At 58.4% G+C, this 15,189-nt stretch carries 14 protein-coding genes; 9 read left to right on the top strand and 5 right to left on the bottom strand.

Translation table 11 applies throughout. The features are described from left to right. Positions 1 to 149: 149 nt before the first annotated feature. The 3 genes from dcuC to EHO01S_RS13250 all read right to left on the bottom strand — a co-directional run bounded on the left by dcuC (position 150) and on the right by EHO01S_RS13250 (position 3,569). A complete protein-coding gene (dcuC, locus tag EHO01S_RS13260; protein ID WP_024524409.1) occupies positions 150 to 1,406 on the bottom strand; it encodes a C4-dicarboxylate transporter DcuC in 1,257 nt (418 codons plus the stop codon). 3 nt (positions 1,407 to 1,409) lie between these two features. Beyond that, a complete protein-coding gene (locus EHO01S_RS13255) occupies positions 1,410 to 2,525 on the bottom strand; it encodes an adenosine deaminase family protein (protein WP_024524408.1) in 1,116 nt (371 codons plus the stop codon). Between the two features lie 126 nt (positions 2,526 to 2,651). Continuing rightward, positions 2,652 to 3,569, bottom strand: a complete 918-nt coding sequence (locus EHO01S_RS13250) for a LysR family transcriptional regulator (protein WP_024524407.1) — start codon at positions 3,567 to 3,569, stop codon at positions 2,652 to 2,654. 381 nt (positions 3,570 to 3,950) lie between these two features. Here EHO01S_RS13250 and EHO01S_RS13245 point away from each other — a divergent pair, with 381 nt between their 5' ends. From EHO01S_RS13245 to EHO01S_RS13215, 7 genes are all read left to right on the top strand, one after another. After that, the gene (locus tag EHO01S_RS13245; protein WP_024524406.1) at positions 3,951 to 4,940 is read left to right on the top strand and encodes a TRAP transporter substrate-binding protein; all 990 of its coding nucleotides are present in this window, start codon (positions 3,951 to 3,953) and stop codon (positions 4,938 to 4,940) included. Between the two features lie 63 nt (positions 4,941 to 5,003). Continuing rightward, on the top strand, positions 5,004 to 5,507 hold the full coding sequence (locus EHO01S_RS13240; protein ID WP_024524405.1) for a TRAP transporter small permease: 504 nt from the start codon (positions 5,004 to 5,006) through the stop codon (positions 5,505 to 5,507). After that, positions 5,507 to 6,808 (top strand): TRAP transporter large permease, encoded by a 1,302-nt coding sequence (locus EHO01S_RS13235; protein ID WP_024524404.1) that lies wholly within the window; start codon positions 5,507 to 5,509, stop codon positions 6,806 to 6,808. The genes EHO01S_RS13240 and EHO01S_RS13235 overlap by 1 nt, the downstream gene beginning before the upstream one ends. Positions 6,809 to 7,150: 342 nt before the next feature. Continuing rightward, entirely contained in the window at positions 7,151 to 7,333 is a 183-nt protein-coding gene (locus EHO01S_RS18910; protein ID WP_035370617.1) for a hypothetical protein, read from the top strand. 151 nt (positions 7,334 to 7,484) lie between these two features. Next, positions 7,485 to 8,885 (top strand): GH1 family beta-glucosidase, encoded by a 1,401-nt coding sequence (locus tag EHO01S_RS13225; RefSeq protein ID WP_024524403.1) that lies wholly within the window; start codon positions 7,485 to 7,487, stop codon positions 8,883 to 8,885. Between the two features lie 170 nt (positions 8,886 to 9,055). Continuing rightward, on the top strand, positions 9,056 to 9,505 hold the full coding sequence (locus tag EHO01S_RS13220) for a ribonuclease domain-containing protein (protein ID WP_024524402.1): 450 nt from the start codon (positions 9,056 to 9,058) through the stop codon (positions 9,503 to 9,505). 5 nt (positions 9,506 to 9,510) lie between these two features. Next, the gene (locus EHO01S_RS13215; protein WP_024524401.1) at positions 9,511 to 9,789 is read left to right on the top strand and encodes a barstar family protein; all 279 of its coding nucleotides are present in this window, start codon (positions 9,511 to 9,513) and stop codon (positions 9,787 to 9,789) included. Between the two features lie 40 nt (positions 9,790 to 9,829). Here EHO01S_RS13215 and yjgA read toward each other — a convergent pair whose 3' ends face one another. Then, positions 9,830 to 10,384 carry a ribosome biogenesis factor YjgA gene (gene yjgA / locus EHO01S_RS13210; RefSeq protein ID WP_024524400.1) on the bottom strand — a complete coding sequence of 185 codons (555 nt, stop codon included), beginning with the start codon at positions 10,382 to 10,384 and terminating at the stop codon, positions 9,830 to 9,832. Positions 10,385 to 10,892: 508 nt separating this feature from the next. Between yjgA and EHO01S_RS13205 the strand changes: the two genes are divergently transcribed. Further along, positions 10,893 to 11,300, top strand: a complete 408-nt coding sequence (locus tag EHO01S_RS13205) for an H-NS family histone-like protein (protein ID WP_024524399.1) — start codon at positions 10,893 to 10,895, stop codon at positions 11,298 to 11,300. A gap of 330 nt (positions 11,301 to 11,630) precedes the next feature. Next, positions 11,631 to 12,971 carry a metalloprotease PmbA gene (pmbA, locus tag EHO01S_RS13200; protein WP_024524398.1) on the top strand — a complete coding sequence of 447 codons (1,341 nt, stop codon included), beginning with the start codon at positions 11,631 to 11,633 and terminating at the stop codon, positions 12,969 to 12,971. 421 nt (positions 12,972 to 13,392) lie between these two features. Here the strand turns inward: pmbA and EHO01S_RS13195 are convergent, their stop codons facing one another. Continuing rightward, on the bottom strand, positions 13,393 to 14,799 hold the full coding sequence (locus EHO01S_RS13195; protein WP_024524397.1) for a sugar porter family MFS transporter: 1,407 nt from the start codon (positions 14,797 to 14,799) through the stop codon (positions 13,393 to 13,395). Positions 14,800 to 15,189: the final 390 nt, after the last annotated feature.

The raw sequence follows: 15,189 nt of genomic DNA, 5'->3' as shown, positions 1-15,189 counted from the left end.
CGGTCCGCACTCAGCATGCCAGTGGGCGAAAAAGTGCCGATAGCCTCTGATATTACACATCCGCCCGGGACAAATGTCTCGGGCGGGAAGGATGAGAGAATAATGTGTGATGACGATCGGCTTTCGCCGTTGCGCCGGTGGCGGGAGAGCTAGATCAGAACGATCAGTAACACCAGACCGATCAGCATGACGGGCGCGGTACGTTTGACCAGATCGAGGGGCGAGACGCCGACCATGCCAGCGACCACGATGGCCGCGGCGGAGAGCGGCGAGGCGGTGCGGCCCAGGTAACTGGCGAAGGCGGCGGCGGTGCCTAGGCTGGTGCCATCCATGCCGAAGTCGGCGGCATGAGGCGTGATCGCCTCGTTGAAGGCGTAGGCCGCCGCATCACCGGAGCCGATCACGATAGCCATCAGGAACGGGCCGATGGTGCCGCCGAAGCGGGCGGCCTGTGGGTAGTCGATCAGCAGGGTTTTAGCGGCCGCGATCAAGCCGATGGCGTTGAGGCCGGCGACAAAGACCCCGGCGCAGATGATGATGCCGAACACGTCGCTATAGGCCTTGCCCATGCCGTCGAAGAAGGCCGGGATCGCCTTGCCGGGGTGGGTGCGGGTGACGAACAGCGTGGCGAGGATACCCCACATTACCGCCTGCGGTACCCCCATCTTCAGCCAGGCGATGCCGCCGAAGGCGCCGAGCATCAGCAGAGTGACCGGCAGCAGCGGCATCAGCGCCGCCAGGAGGTTGAGCGGCTGATGGTCGGCCTGGATGTCGTGCTCCAGGGTTGAGTGGTAACCGCGGTGCTCGCGGCGTAACAGGGCGGTCAGGGTCATGCCGACCATGATCAGCAGGCCTAACCACACCACGGTCATGGCGCGTGAGGCGATGATGGTCATCACATCGCCGCCGACAATTTTGGCGACTAACGCCATATGGGGGCTACCGGGATTCAACAGGCTGGCGCCGAAGGTGCCAGCCAAGACCGAGGCCCCGGCCATCACCGGGTGGATGCCGGCCGCCAGTTGCAGGGGGATCATGGTGATACCGGCCGCCGCCGCCGCTCCGGCCGCGCTGGGCAGCGCCAGCTGGACGAACGTGGTCAGCAAGATAGTCCCGGGGATCAGCAGCAGGCCGACGCGGCGCAGCGGGACGCTAAGCAGACGCACCAGATGGCGGTCGCAACCGGTAAACTTCATCACGGTGGCGAAACCGATGGCGGAGAGGATCGCCTGGATCAACCCTTCGGACACCATCTTCTGGGCGAAGCTGTTCATGGCCGCCATCGGATCGGCGGCCAAAAGGCACATTGACAGGCCGGAGAACAACAGGACGGTGCGGGTATCTTGGCGTTTGATCAGCAGGATGATCGTCACGATCAGGATCGCGATACCGATAAGTATTAACATGACTTACTCCCCGTTATGAGGTGGGTAGATGAGGTGATGTTCCGCCGGGAGACAGGGCTCTTGCTCCAAGCGGGCGCGCAGCGCATCAAACTCCGCCAGCCACTGCGTGTGCCAGTGCGCCTTGAGCGCCTCCGGCTGCCAGCAGGCATCGATGCCATTGGCCAGTAAGCGGCGTACACCATCGAGATCGAAGCCAAACTCCTCCACCATTACCCGGTAGCATTCGGCGCCGTTGGTGTCGTGCATGTGCCAGTCGTCGGTCGCCGGGATCAGGGTGAGTCCCGCCTGCGCCATGCGGCGGATCGGATGATGGCGCCGCCAGGCCTCATGTTCCGGCCAGCGTTTGAGGAAATAGGTGTTGCTCGGTACCACGGTAAAGGGAATGCCATCGCGGGCGCAGCGTGCCAGGAGCTCCGGATTGTCGACGATGCTGTAGCCGTGGTCGATGCGTTCCAGTTGGAGCAGATCCAGCCCGCTCTCCACGTTGCGCCAGTGCAGGCCGAACTCGCTACAGTGGCCGGTCAGGCGCAGACCGCCTTGTTGCGCCAAGCGATAGGCTTTCCAGAAGTGCTCGATCGGCGCGTCGTGTTCGCGGTAGTCGATGCCGATCCCGGCCACCAGCGGATGGGGATGGGCCAATACGGTCTCCACCATGCGCACCGCCTCTTCGGGGCTCTTCTCGCGATTGATCGCCGGCAGGAACAGCGCGTGGATCTCCCAGCGGCGGGCGGCGTCGGCCAATCCCTGCGCCAGGGCGGCGGTGACCTGGTCATAAGGCAGCGGGGTATCCGAGGGATTCCAGAAGAGCTCCAGATGGCGAACCCCGGTGGCGGCGGCGTCTTCGGCGACCTCCAGCATCACCCGGTAGTAGTCTTGCGGACTACGTAATAGCGGGTAGAGGAAGTTGAGGGCGGCGATGCCGCCTTTGGCCTGACCGGTCTCCGCCTGATAGCGGCGGTAGAAACTCTTGGCATCACGTTCGCTCAGCGCCACGCCGGCGCGGCGCGCCAGGTCGCGCATCGTCTCCAAACGGACGCCTCCCAGTAGGTGGTAGTGCAGATCGACCTTGGGAAAGGTCGTCAGGAACTCTGTCCAGGTAATCGTTTGCGTCGCAGGCATCGCCGTCTCTCGGGAGCGAGGAAAGAAAGGGGGCATCTTAGGGGCGCGCGCGCCCGCGGGGAAATGCTATTCCGGCATCGCCCAGGCCGATTCGGCATCAGCGTGCGCGGCGTAACGGCCGGTGTTTTAGATTGTGTCGGCAGGTGGCCAGAAGCGCTCACCGCGGGCGATGCGCGCCGCCAGGCGTTGCCAGAAGGCTTCGGCTCGTTGGTGCAGACGGGCGCGGTTACGGTACAGGCGGATCTGGTAGGGGACGCGCCAGCGCTGACGATCCACAGCGACCAGGCGTCCTTCGCTCAGCTCCGCGTGGATCTGGCAGTCGGCTAACCAGGTCAGCCCGTGGCCGCGCAGCGCCATCCGTCGGTGTAGATCGCACAGTGAGGCTTCGAACATCGGTTGGGCGGCAAACGGATGCTGCGGCATCAGTCGTTCGACCATCCGTGCGCTGTAGGCGTCGGGGGGGTAGCGTAACACCGGCACCGGCTGTTCGCCCGGCGTAAAGCGTGCCCTGCCGTCGGGGCCGGGGGCGCCCACCAGCAGCATCTCGCCGTGACCGAGTAGTAGATTGTCGAAGGGCGGCTGCAATAGGGCGTGGTTGTCGAAGCCCAGCAGGAAGTCGCAGGCGCCTTCGATTAAGGCTTCGACGGCGTAATCGACGCGCAGGATATCGACGGCGAAAGGTAAGGTGCTGGCCTCGGCAGCGCCGACTGCGGCCACCAGATCGAGCAGGAAGGGCGAGGAGAGGGCATGGGGAGTGCTAAAACGCACCGGGTGGAGCAGGAGCGGTGGGCATTCATTAATTCGATTTAGCCCCTCGCGCCATTGGTTGACCATGGCGTGGGCCAGCAGACGGAACTGGTAGCCGGCCGGCGTTAGGGTGACGGGGGTGGTGCTGCGATCGACCAACTGTTGTCCCACGCTCTCTTCTAAGGCTCGGATATGGCGTCCAAACGCGGGCTGCGTAATGTGACGGTTGGCGGCGGCGCGGGAAAAGTTACGCAGCTCCGCCAGTGCCAGAAAGTCTTCGAGCCACCCCATCTCCATGCGCTTTTCCCCCTGATCAACCTTGTGCATCGTCGGTGTAATCCTGCCCGGATGACGGGTGGTATGACAACCCCTCCGGTTCGCTACGCTAACGATCATAACGCCTTTTCGCCGCTACACGCTGGGGAAAATCAGTAACCTGAGGGATAAGGGGACAAATTGCTCGGTATTTTCGATGTGATCAAGTTGTTCAAGGCGAACTATTAGGTGATCACAAACGCAGAATTGTATCTCTGGGAAATGAAATGACGGAAATGTGAGGCGTGCACTGCCCACTTATCCGATAGCTAAAATAAGATGTCATACAGAAACCAATTCGATTAGTTATTTGTCCAGACCAAAAGTGACACATCTTCAACCAATGTCAGGGAGCCTTGCTATATGAAACTGAAAACTTTTTCCCGTCATATCCTCTGTGCAGCGGTGCTTTCTCTGATCGCGGGTGGCGTGTCGGCGGCCGAGAAGGTGACGCTGAAGCTGGCGCACAATCTGGAGCGCAGCCACGTGGTACACCAGGCCTTCGAGCAGATGGCGAAAGAGGTACAACAACTTTCTAACGGTACCATGCGTATTCGTATCTATCCTAGCAGCCAGATGGGTAGCGCACGTGAGACGTTGGAGCTGTTGCAGAATGGGGCGCTGGATATGACTAAAGGCTCCGCCAGCGACCTGGAATCCTTCGATAACGTCTATGCCATTTATAATATGCCGTACCTGTTTAAGGATCAGCAGCACTTTAATAACGTCGTTTATGGCCCGGTCGGCAAAGAAATCATGGACTCCACCAAGGATAAAGGTTTCTTCTCGATGGCCGCTTATGTCGCCGGGACGCGTAGCTTCTACGCTAAGAAGCCGATCACCTCGCCGGCAGATCTGAAGGGGATGAAGATCCGTGTCCAGGCGAGCCCGACCACTATCAAGATGATCGAGCTGATGGGCGGTTCGCCGACGCCGATCTCCTTCGGTGAGGTGTACACCGCGATGCAGCAGGGCGTAGTGGATGGCGCCGAGAACAATGTCCCGTCTTGGGTACAGACCCGTCATATCGAAATCGCTAACGTCCTGTCTGAAGACGAACATGCTTCTATTCCGGATTACCTGGTCATCGCCACCAAGACCTGGCAGAAGTTGACGCCGGAACAGCAGGCGATCCTGACCAAGGCGGCGCGCGATTCCGAAGTGTACCAGCAGAAGCTGTGGGATAAGGTTGACGCCGAATCACGCGCTCAGGCGAAAGCGATGGGGGCCAGCATTGTCAGCGTCGATAAAGCCCCGTTCCGTGCCGCGGTTCAGCCGTTGTATGACGAGTTCCGTAAAGATCCGAAGCAGGCAGCCCTGTTGGATAAGTTCGAAGCCGCCGCGCAGCAGTAAGGCCGTTATGCGCGGATACGCTTGCGGTCCGCGCCGTTTCATCCCGCTATTTGGATAGACCGTATGATTCTCGATCGGATCAAAAAAATCGTCGACCGTTGCATCGCCTCGTTTGCGGTGGTGGTGATGGTGGCGCTGGTGGCCTGTGTCGTTTGGCAGGTATTTAGCCGCTATGTGCTTAGTCAGCCCAGTACCCTGACCGATGAACTGGCGCGTTTTCTGATGATTTGGGTCGGCCTGTTGGGCGCGGCCTACACCGTGGGTGCACAGCGTCACCTGTCCATCGATCTGCTGGCCATGTCGGTCAGTGACCGTACGCAGGCCGTACTGAGCGTGCTGGTTAATTTGCTGGTGATGGTGTTCTCGTTCCTGGTGATGATCGTCGGCGGGCGGATGTTGATCGACAAGACGCTGGCGACGGCGCAGCTATCGGCGGCGATGCAGATCCCGATGGGGTACGTCTATTTCATTCTGCCATTGAGCGGCGCCATCATCATTTTCTATAACTTCTATTTTGTCGCCCATGGCATCAAGAAACTGGCCGGTCAGCAAGGAGTGAGTCACTGATGGATAGCTATATTGCCTTGACCCTGTTCGGCAGCTTCTTTTTCCTGGTATTTGTCGGTGTGCCGATCTCGTTCTCCATCGGCATCGCCACCTTCGCTTCGATGCTGCTGATGTTCCCTTGGGAGATCGCTACCATCACCGTGGCGCAGCGTCTGGCCAACGGGCTGGATAACTTTGCGTTGCTGGCGATCCCGTTCTTTATCTTTGCCGGTACGCTGATGAACAGTGGCGGTATCGCCATTCGTTTGATCAACCTGGCGCAGGTGATGGTTGGGCGTGTCCCCGGTTCTCTGGGCCATGTCAACGTGCTGGCGAATATGATGTTTGGCTCCATCTCCGGTTCCGCCGTGGCGGCGGCGGCGGCGGTGGGGGGCACGCTGCATCCGATCCAGACGCGTGAAGGCTATGATCCGGCCTTTTCTACGGCGGTGAACGTCTCTTCCTGTATCACCGGCCTGCTGATCCCGCCCTCTAACGTCTTGATCGTCTTTTCCCTGACCGCCGGCGGCGTCTCGGTCGCCTCACTGTTCCTGGCGGGGTATCTGCCGGGGATCTTGATGGGGTTGTCGATCATGGTGGTGTGCGCCTTCATCGCCAAGTCACGTAACTACCCGGTGAGTGCGCGTCCGACGCTGCGTCAGGCGGGAAAGGCTTTCTGGGATGCCTGGCCAAGCCTGCTGCTGGTGTTTATCGTGATGGGCGGCATCCTGGGAGGGGTGTTCACCGCGACCGAGGCTTCGGCTATCGCCGTGGTGTATACCTTCGTCTTGTCGGTGTTGATTTACCGTGAGGTGAAGTGGCGTGATCTGCCGAAGCTGATCCTGGAGTCGGTGGTGACAACCTCCATCGTGCTACTGTTGATCGGTTTCTCCGTCGGCATGTCCTGGGCGATGACCAACGCCGATATTCCGTACTTGATCAGTGACGCGTTGATGGGGATCTCCGAGAATCCGATCATCATTCTATTGTTGATCAACATCGTGTTGCTGATTGTTGGTATCTTCATGGATATGACGCCAGCGGTGCTGATCTTCACCCCGATCTTCCTGCCTATCGCCCAGGAGTTGGGGATGGATCCGGTCCACTTCGGCATCATGATGGTGGCTAACCTGTGCATCGGTCTGTTAACGCCGCCGGTGGGGAGCGCCTTGTTTGTCGGCTGCTCCATCTCGGGCGTGAAGATCCAGCAGTTGATTAAGCCGTTGTTGCCTTTCTACCTGGCGTTGATCGTCTCGTTGATGATGATCACCTACATCCCGCAGATTTCGCTGTTCGTACCGCAGCTGTTCGGCCTGATGTAAACCGAAGCCGCGCGTACTCCCCCAAGGCAGAGCTCAGCTCTGCCTTTTTTCTTGCTAATGCGTGCAGAACGTGCAACCAGGAGGCAGAGAGTCTACTGGGGAAGGACTCAGTAAAACCGGGGGCTTAATTCGGTATATTGGAATGTTGTGCCAAGATAGCTCACAAAAAGTAGATTTCTTCTCGCCGTGAATTGCATCGTCTCTGCCCTGTGAGATAATTATGTGGCTCAGGGGATTCGGCTAAAATCCCGCTGGGCGTCTCCCGGTTCTGACAGATCGGGGCCAGAAAGCAGAGCGGCTCTCCCCCTCTGCTTTCGCTTTTTTCCCCTCGGGCGATGGGCAATGCTGTCGCTGTCGCTGTCGCTGTCGCTGTCGCTGTCGCTGTCGCTGTCGCTGTCGCTGTCGCTGTCGCTGCCGCTGTCGTTGCCGCTGTCGTTGTCGCTGTCGCTGTCGTTGCCGCTGCCGCTGTCGTTGCCGTTGTCGCTGCCGCTGCCGCTGCCGCTGCCGTTGTCTTGCGCGTTCTGACTTTAACTTAATCGCGTCCCGAGCTTGATTCGTCATAAAGTTGAAACCGGTTTCTGAAACCGGTTGCTGTTGTTTTCCGTCGCCGTATATACTGTAACGGTGACGTGTCGGTAGGCGACGCGTAGACAGCGCTAGCGAAGGGAGAGGAGCGATGGGATTTCCAGCGGGTTTCTTATGGGGAGCGGCAACGGCGGCTTATCAGGTTGAAGGGGCGCACGATGCCGATGGCAAAGGACTTTCAGTGTGGGATGTCTATGCCCATCAACCCGGAACGACCTATCAGGGGACCAATGGGGATGTAGCCGCCGATCATTATCACCGTTTTCGTGAAGACGTGGCGCTGATGGCGGAGTTGGGCATGACCTCGTATCGTTTTTCCCTCTCTTGGCCGCGCCTATTGCCGGAGGGGACCGGGCGTGTCAATGAGGCCGGCGTCGCCTTTTATAACCAACTGATCGACACACTGTTGCAGCATAACATTCGCCCGATGATCACCCTGTATCATTGGGATCTTCCACAGGCGTTGCAGGATCGCTTCGGTGGCTGGGCGGATCGGCAGATCGTAGATGCCTTCGACGAGTATGCCCGTCTGTGTTATGCCCGTTTCGGCGATCGTGTCGATCTCTGGTCGACATTCAACGAGACCATCGTATTCATCGGGATGGGTTACTTTACCGGTCAACATCCTCCGGCGTTGAAAGACGCCAGAACCGGCATTCAAGCATGTCATCATGTGTTCCTGGCGAATGCGCGCGCGGTGAAAAGTTTCCGTGAGATGGGCATCGCCGGGCAGATCGGCTTCGTCAATGTGATGCAGCCCAATGATCCCATTAGCCAGCGTCCCGAGGATCTGCGCGCCTGTGCGTTGGCCGAGGGGATCTACACGCACTGGCTATTCGATCCGGTGTTGAAGGGCGAGTATCCCGCCGAGCTATTGGCGATGGCACAGCAGGCCTTCGGCGTGCCGCAATTTGCCGCGGGCGACGCCGCGTTGCTGCGCGAGAATATCGTCGACTTTATCGGACTGAACTACTACAAACGCGAGATGATCGCGGCCAATGAGGTCATCCAGGGGTTCGATCTGAATACCAGCGGCGAAAAGGGAAGCAGTGGGGGGATGGGCTTTAAGGGATTATTTCAGATCGTACGTAACCCGAACGGCGTCTATTCCGATTGGGATTGGGAGATCTATCCACAGGGATTGACGGAGGCGATCGCCCGGATACGGCGGCGGTATGGCGAGATCCCCATCTACATCACTGAAAACGGGCTCGGCGCTAAGGATCCCATCATCGAGGGTGAGATCGCCGATCAGGCGCGCATCGACTATTTACGCGATCATATCGCGGCGGTCGAGCAGGCTATCGCCGCAGGGGCCGATGTGCGCGGCTATTATCCTTGGTCGTTTATCGATCTGCTCTCGTGGCTGAATGGTTATCAGAAGCAGTATGGTTTTGTCTATGTCGATCGTCAGCAGGATTTGGCGCGGCGTAAGAAGCGTAGCTTCTATTGGTATCAGCAGGTGATCCGCAGCAATGGCGCCGAGCGCTAATCCTCTTTTTTCGGCCGTCCGCTGACGGCCATTCTCTTGCTTATCTTTGCCATTCGGCTGGTTTTTCCCGTGTCAGCGTTTATGATGAAGGCAGGGTGCCGCCGTGAGGCGGCTGTCTGGCGGATGGCAGGCATGCTGTCACCGCCGTCAAGCGTGATATTGCAATAACGATGAACAAATGGCTCGGGAGTTTCGTTGGCCTGTTGTTGGCCTTGGGCCTGGTGGTGGTGGGCGCGCGACTATGGGCGCCGGGACATGCGCAGGATAACCGCCAGGCGCAGGTTTCGATCAGCCAACTGACGCGTCAGGAGCGGGTGGTGGCCTATCTGCGGGCGCACCGGCAGTTACCGGATTACTATATTACCAAGCGCCAGGCTCGGGCTGCCGGCTGGGATCCCGCCCAGGGTAACCTGTGCCAGGTATTGCCTGGTCGCGCCATCGGCGGCGATCGCTTCGCCAACCGTGAGGGGCGTTTGCCGCAGCAGGCGGATCGCATCTGGCGTGAAGCGGACGTGAATTATCGCTGTGGCCGTCGTCAGGCCGATCGCGTGTTATATTCCAATGACGGCCTGATCTATGTCACCCGTGATCACTATCGACACTTTATCCGTATGGAGTGATCGCTATGCAAAAAGTCCAATTTGATTTTAACCAGATAACCGATTTAGCGGCATTCTATCGCCAGTTTTCGCATGTCTTTGCCTTGTCGCCGGCGTTCGGCGCGAATCTCGACGCCTTATGGGATGTGGTGACGGGCGATATCGGCATGCCATTGGAGATCGACTTTATCAACTTCGATGCTGGCAAGAAGCGGCGCTTCGCCGCGCTGGTGCTGCTGTTTGAGGCGGCGGAGGCGGAGTTAGAGGGGGCGCTGCGCTTTAATACCTATGAGAAGGCGGCGTAAGTAAGGCGCCGCCAGCCTGTTGGCCGGCGGGCGTCCGTTATCACGCGTCCGCCTCGGCCAGCGTGCGCAGATACTGGAAGATTTGACGTGCCGATTTCGGCGGCTTGTTTCCCTCGCGCTCTTTCTTCGCGTTGCGGATCAAGGCGCGTAGCTGCTGGCGATCGGCTTGCGGATAGAGGTTGAGCACCTCGGCGATCGCCTCGTCGCCCTCGTCGATCAAGCGGTCACGTAACTGCTCCAGCTTATGAAACAGGGCGACCTGCTGGTTGTGGCGGTTCTTCAGCTTATCCAGCGCAGTCTGAATCGGCTCGGGGTCGCGTTGGCGCAACAGCTTACCGATCAACTGTAACTGGCGACGACGTCCTTCTTTCTTAATGCGTTGGGCCAGCTCGATCGCGGCGCGCAGGTCTTCATCCAGCGGAATGCGTTCCAAGGCGTTTTTCCCCAGATCGACCAGTTCGGCGCCCAGGGCCTTTAGGGCTTCGGCATCGCGTTTGATTTCGCTTTTGCTGACCCAGATGATCTCATCATCGTCGTCGTTTTCTTCCTGGCCGGGGATCTCGTCCAGCCACTCTTCGTCTGGATGTTTATGCATGACAGTTTCCTTAAAAAATGGCGCACATCCTAACAGGTGTCGCTGCGCGTGTCGCGTAATTCTCGGCGGGTGCGGTGCGGCATGATGCGATGCTGCGGTTATCGCTCTGTGTCTGTTCAGCAGTATATACCCAGCGTCGCGCTTGCGGCAGGGAATGTTCCATCAGACGGCGTGATGCAGCAGGGTGACATAGGGGGCGCAGGGCGTCCGTGGCCGCCGTCAAATAGGTGTTACGGTTTATCTGTAGTTTGTAATGTACGGTATAACGCGCTCAGCTCAAATTTAATGCTCTGATTAGTCATGCCGCATGCTCGCTTATTGGCAAATTATCAACGCTTAGCTGATATATGATTATTGACCCATTATGTTTTTTTACTTTTAAAGCGCATGAAAAATCGACAGCGTTGTATCAATGCACGGTACATTGCCAGAAGTTAATCGGTCATAGGTTTTGACTCGCAAGATTATATAATTATAATGCCGCCGTCTAAATTAATATAGGTTAGTTATGTCAGATTTGCTGAAGTCCCTGAATAATATTCGTACGTTGCGTGCTTATGCGCGTGAAACACAACTCAGCGCGCTGGAAGAGATGCTGGATAAGCTGCGTACCGTGGTCAGCGAGCGCCGTGAAGAGATCGCGCAGGCTGAGAAGTTGCGCCGTGAGCGCGAAGAAAAGCTGCATGCTTATCGTGAAATGTTACAGGCCGAAGGGATCTCGCTGGATGACTTACTGGCGATGGAAAAGAGCGCTGAGCGTAAGGTGAAAGCAAAGCGTGCACCGCGTCCGGCTAAATATGAGTATCTGGATGAGCAGGGTGAAATTCAGCAGTGGACTGGTCAGGGCCGTATGCCGAAAATGATTAAGCAGGAGATCGATGCCGGTAAATCTCTGGACGATTTTCTGATTAAATAATCGAGCGCGTTCGTGGGCTGTTCAACAGATAAAGTGTACCGATGATAGTCACGCCTCAATTATTGAGGCGTTATCGACAGCGCGCTCCTTAGCGTATCGCCGCGTTATCCTCCGTTATTTCGCTCGCGCCCTCGACGGGCCACAAATTTTATTTCTTCCTTGGCTTTCCTCCCCGCGACGCCTGTACAACAGGGGGCGCGGAGCATGCGCTGGCAACGAAATTCACGGCGCTTCCTGTTACACTCATAGCATCACCCAGGTCATGGCCTGTTGTCATAGCCGCCGGCGTGTGGCCGGCCGGTTTAATCGTTTTGCAATCATGGCGGATTAATGAAAGTCATCAATCAGGTAGCAGAGCAGCGCAAGGCGCTGGAAGAGGCCGTAGCGCAGGCGCTGACGCTGGCGCAGGCCGGTGCGGAGGCGGCGGAGGTGGCGGTGACGCGCACCACCGGCATCAGCGTCAGCACCCGTTTTGGTGAAGTGGAGAATGTGGAGTTTAACAGCGATGGTGCGTTGGGGATCACCGTGTATCACCAGCAACGTAAGGGGAGCGCCTCCTCCACCGATCTCAGCCCGCAGGCCATCGCCCGTACGGTACAAGCGGCGTTGGACATTGCGCGTTATACCTCACCCGATCCCTATGCTGGCCCGGCAGAGGCGGCCTTGTTGGCGTTTGAGGCGCCGGATCTGGATCTGTTCCACCCGGCGGAGCTGGACGCCGAGCGTGCTATCGCTCTGGCCGCAGAGGCGGAGCGGGTGGCCTTGTCCGCCGATGCGCGCATCAGCAACACGGAAGGCGGGAGCTTTAACAGTCACTACGGCATCCGGGTATTCGGTAACAGCCACGGGATGTTGCAAAGCTACTGCTCTAGCCGCCACTCGCTATCGAGCTGTGTCATCGCCGAGCAGGCGGGGGAGATGGAGCGTGACTATGCCTATACCATCGCCCGCGATATGGGGGAGCTGCGTTCGGCGCAGTGGGTCGGCGAGGAGTGCGCGCGCCGTACCCTGGCGCGTTTGGCGCCGCGTCGTCTGCCGACCATGCAGGCACCGGTGATGTTCGCCGCCGAGGTGGCGACCGGGTTGTTTGGCCATCTGGTCGGCGCCATCAGTGGCAGCAGCGTGTACCGTAAGTCTACTTTTTTGCTCGATAGCCTTGGGCAGCAGATCCTACCGTCGTGGTTGACCATCGAGGAGCAGCCGCATCTGTTGCGCGGTTTGGCGTCGACGCCTTTCGACAGCGAAGGGGTGCGAACCACGCCGCGCCATATCGTGCAGGATGGGGTGTTACAGACCTGGCTGTTGACCAGCTATTCGGCGCGTAAGTTGGGGCTGCACAGCACCGGTCATGCCGGCGGTATTCACAACTGGCGCATCGCCGGACGAGGGTTGGATTTCCAGCAGATGGTGCGTGAGATGGGGCGCGGCTTCTTGGTGACCGAACTGATGGGGCAAGGGGTAAGCACGGTGACCGGCGATTACTCGCGCGGCGCGGCGGGTTTTTGGGTTGAGAATGGTGAGATCCAATACCCGGTGAGTGAGGTGACCATCGCCGGTAACCTGCGCGACATGTGGGCCAACATGGTGACCATTGGCGACGATATTGAGACCCGCAGCAACATTCAGTGTGGTTCGGTGCTGCTCGATAGCATGAAGATTGCCGGGGAGTAACGACGCATAGTCAGCGCCGCCCCGCCTGTGCCGGGGGCGGCTATCTCTATCCGACCATCACGGTAGCGCTTGGCGCTCTGCGAGGGCGTACGCCGTCGGCCTCGGCAAACGCATCGGTACGAGCAGGCCTAGCGCTGCGCTCTTCCCGCCGGTGGCGGGCCTGTTTGGGCGTGCTTTCTCCCACCCTAGCCTGCTGTCGGCTATCTTTTCCTTTTCTTCCTGATACCCCGGTGCTAACGCCCGGCGGTATAGCGCTTAGGGCGCCGCCCGCGAGGATACTCGGGGGCGAGAGTCTCATGCGCGCACTGATGATGAGGCAGGCTAGTGGGTCAAACCAGAGGAGGCCGCGCACGGGACAGGGGGGGAGCGCGAGACGACAAAGCCGCGTGGCCGAGGCCACGCGGCGGGAGGGATGCGGGGATCAGCGTGAGCCGATGTTGCGCAGCGGTTTGCCGGCCATCAGGTTGCGTTCGATGTGCTCCAGCGAGATGTTTTTGGTTTCGGGGATCAGCGCCAAGGTGATGAAGATAAAGACCAGGTTTAGCGCGGCGTAGACCCAGAAGGTATGCGCACTGCCCAGGTTATTCAACATGGTTAGGAAGGTGGCGCCGACGATCATGTTGGCGATCCAGTTAGTGGCGGTCGAGCAGGTGATCCCGAAGTCACGCCCTTTCAGCGGCTGGATCTCGGAGCACAGTACCCAGATCAGCGGGCCGGCACTCATGGCGAACCCGACGATAAACATCAACAGCATGAAGATGGCGAAGTATTGCGCCACGCTGGAGGTGATGCCGATATGCATCATGGTGCCGAGGGTTCCCATACCGATGGCCATAACGATAAAGCCGAGGATCAGCGTCGGTTTACGTCCCCAGCGGTCGACCAGGCCGATGGCGATAAAGGTAGCTAACACGTTGACCAGGCCGACGATCACCGTCCCCCACATCTGTTGTTCGGTACTGGCGAAGCCCGCCAGATCGAAAATTTTCGGCGCGTAATACATGATGACGTTCATCCCGGTGAATTGTTGCATCACCTGCAACAGGATCCCCAGATAGACCGCCCGGCGGAAGTTGCTGTTCTGTGTGAAGAGTGCCCAGCCGCTCTGCTTCAGTTTCAAGCTTTCACGGATCTCATTCAGTTCGTCGTGAGCCTGCTTACTGCTATCGCGTAGTTTCTCTAATACAAGACGTGCCTGGTCGTGACGATCGCGTGAGGCTAGCCAGCGTGGGCTGTCCGGTAGGAAGAACACCCCGACCAGCAATACCAAGGCCGGGATAGTGATCACGCCCAGCATCCAGCGCCAAGCGCCGCTGTAACTGAAGGCGGTATCAGACAGATAGGCGCCGAGGATACCGATGGTGATCATCAATTGGTACATCGAGATCATACTGCCGCGAATACGTTCCGGCGCGATCTCGGACAGGTAGATCGGTGCGGTGTAGGAGGCGATACCGACGGCCAACCCCAACAGGATGCGCGACAGGATCAGGATCTCAACGTTCGGGGCGAAGGCGGAGAACAGTGACCCGGCGACGAACAGGATCGCCCCGATCATCAGGCTGTATTTTCTCCCCAGACGATGGTTCATCCAACCGCTACCGATGGCACCGACGGCGGCGCCGAACATCATCGAACTCACGACCCACTCTTGTTGCGAGCTGGTGATACTAAAGGTGTCGGTAATAAAGGGCAGCGCGCCAGCGATGACCCCGATGTCTAGGCCGAACAGTAACCCCGCCAGCGCGGCGAGGAAACAGACGAAGAAGGTCATGCCGGCATTACTGTGGGCATGGGGTGTGGCGGATGTATTGACGGTAGTATTCATACTGCCTCCCAATAAGGCGATGTCTCTGATGCCGTCATGGTAAGAATTGTCCGTTGTTTATAAAGTGCGCATGATCACATAAATGTAATCGTTTACACATACCTTATGAAATAGGCTTTGCTGATATATGTTGTGCTACTGTTAATTTAAGCGTGTTTTTTGGTTGTTATGCAGCGGAAGTAATCTTTTTTTGGTGCGTCATGTCGCTTTTATCAGGGGAATATCTGCGTAAAGATAGGGATAGATAACGGATTAACGTTTAACTTGCGCAGTGGTTGTAATCGTTTTCACTCTGTCTGGTAGACGGTAGACGGTAGACGGTAGACGGTAGACGGTAGACGGTAGACGGTAGACGGTAGACGGTAGACGGTAGACGGTAGACGGTAGACG

This window comes from Edwardsiella hoshinae NBRC 105699 = ATCC 33379 (assembly GCF_000474215.1).
Taxonomy (GTDB): Bacteria; Pseudomonadota; Gammaproteobacteria; order Enterobacterales; family Enterobacteriaceae; genus Edwardsiella; species Edwardsiella hoshinae.
This window is presented reverse-complemented; position numbering and strand designations above follow the sequence as displayed.

Coding starts and splice junctions, on each gene's coding strand:
- EHO01S_RS13195 (WP_024524397.1), bottom strand. CDS start 14,799: ATGAATACTACCGTCAATACATCCGCCACACCCCATGCCCACAGTAAT.
- EHO01S_RS13250 (WP_024524407.1), bottom strand. CDS start 3,569: ATGGAGATGGGGTGGCTCGAAGACTTTCTGGCACTGGCGGAGCTGCGT.
- EHO01S_RS13240 (WP_024524405.1), top strand. CDS start 5,004: ATGATTCTCGATCGGATCAAAAAAATCGTCGACCGTTGCATCGCCTCG.
- EHO01S_RS13215 (WP_024524401.1), top strand. CDS start 9,511: ATGCAAAAAGTCCAATTTGATTTTAACCAGATAACCGATTTAGCGGCA.
- EHO01S_RS13235 (WP_024524404.1), top strand. CDS start 5,507: ATGGATAGCTATATTGCCTTGACCCTGTTCGGCAGCTTCTTTTTCCTG.
- dcuC (WP_024524409.1), bottom strand. CDS start 1,406: ATGTTAATACTTATCGGTATCGCGATCCTGATCGTGACGATCATCCTG.
- EHO01S_RS13255 (WP_024524408.1), bottom strand. CDS start 2,525: ATGCCTGCGACGCAAACGATTACCTGGACAGAGTTCCTGACGACCTTT.
- EHO01S_RS13205 (WP_024524399.1), top strand. CDS start 10,893: ATGTCAGATTTGCTGAAGTCCCTGAATAATATTCGTACGTTGCGTGCT.
- yjgA (WP_024524400.1), bottom strand. CDS start 10,384: ATGCATAAACATCCAGACGAAGAGTGGCTGGACGAGATCCCCGGCCAG.
- EHO01S_RS13225 (WP_024524403.1), top strand. CDS start 7,485: ATGGGATTTCCAGCGGGTTTCTTATGGGGAGCGGCAACGGCGGCTTAT.
- EHO01S_RS18910 (WP_035370617.1), top strand. CDS start 7,151: ATGCTGTCGCTGTCGCTGTCGCTGTCGCTGTCGCTGTCGCTGTCGCTG.
- EHO01S_RS13245 (WP_024524406.1), top strand. CDS start 3,951: ATGAAACTGAAAACTTTTTCCCGTCATATCCTCTGTGCAGCGGTGCTT.
- EHO01S_RS13220 (WP_024524402.1), top strand. CDS start 9,056: ATGAACAAATGGCTCGGGAGTTTCGTTGGCCTGTTGTTGGCCTTGGGC.
- pmbA (WP_024524398.1), top strand. CDS start 11,631: ATGAAAGTCATCAATCAGGTAGCAGAGCAGCGCAAGGCGCTGGAAGAG.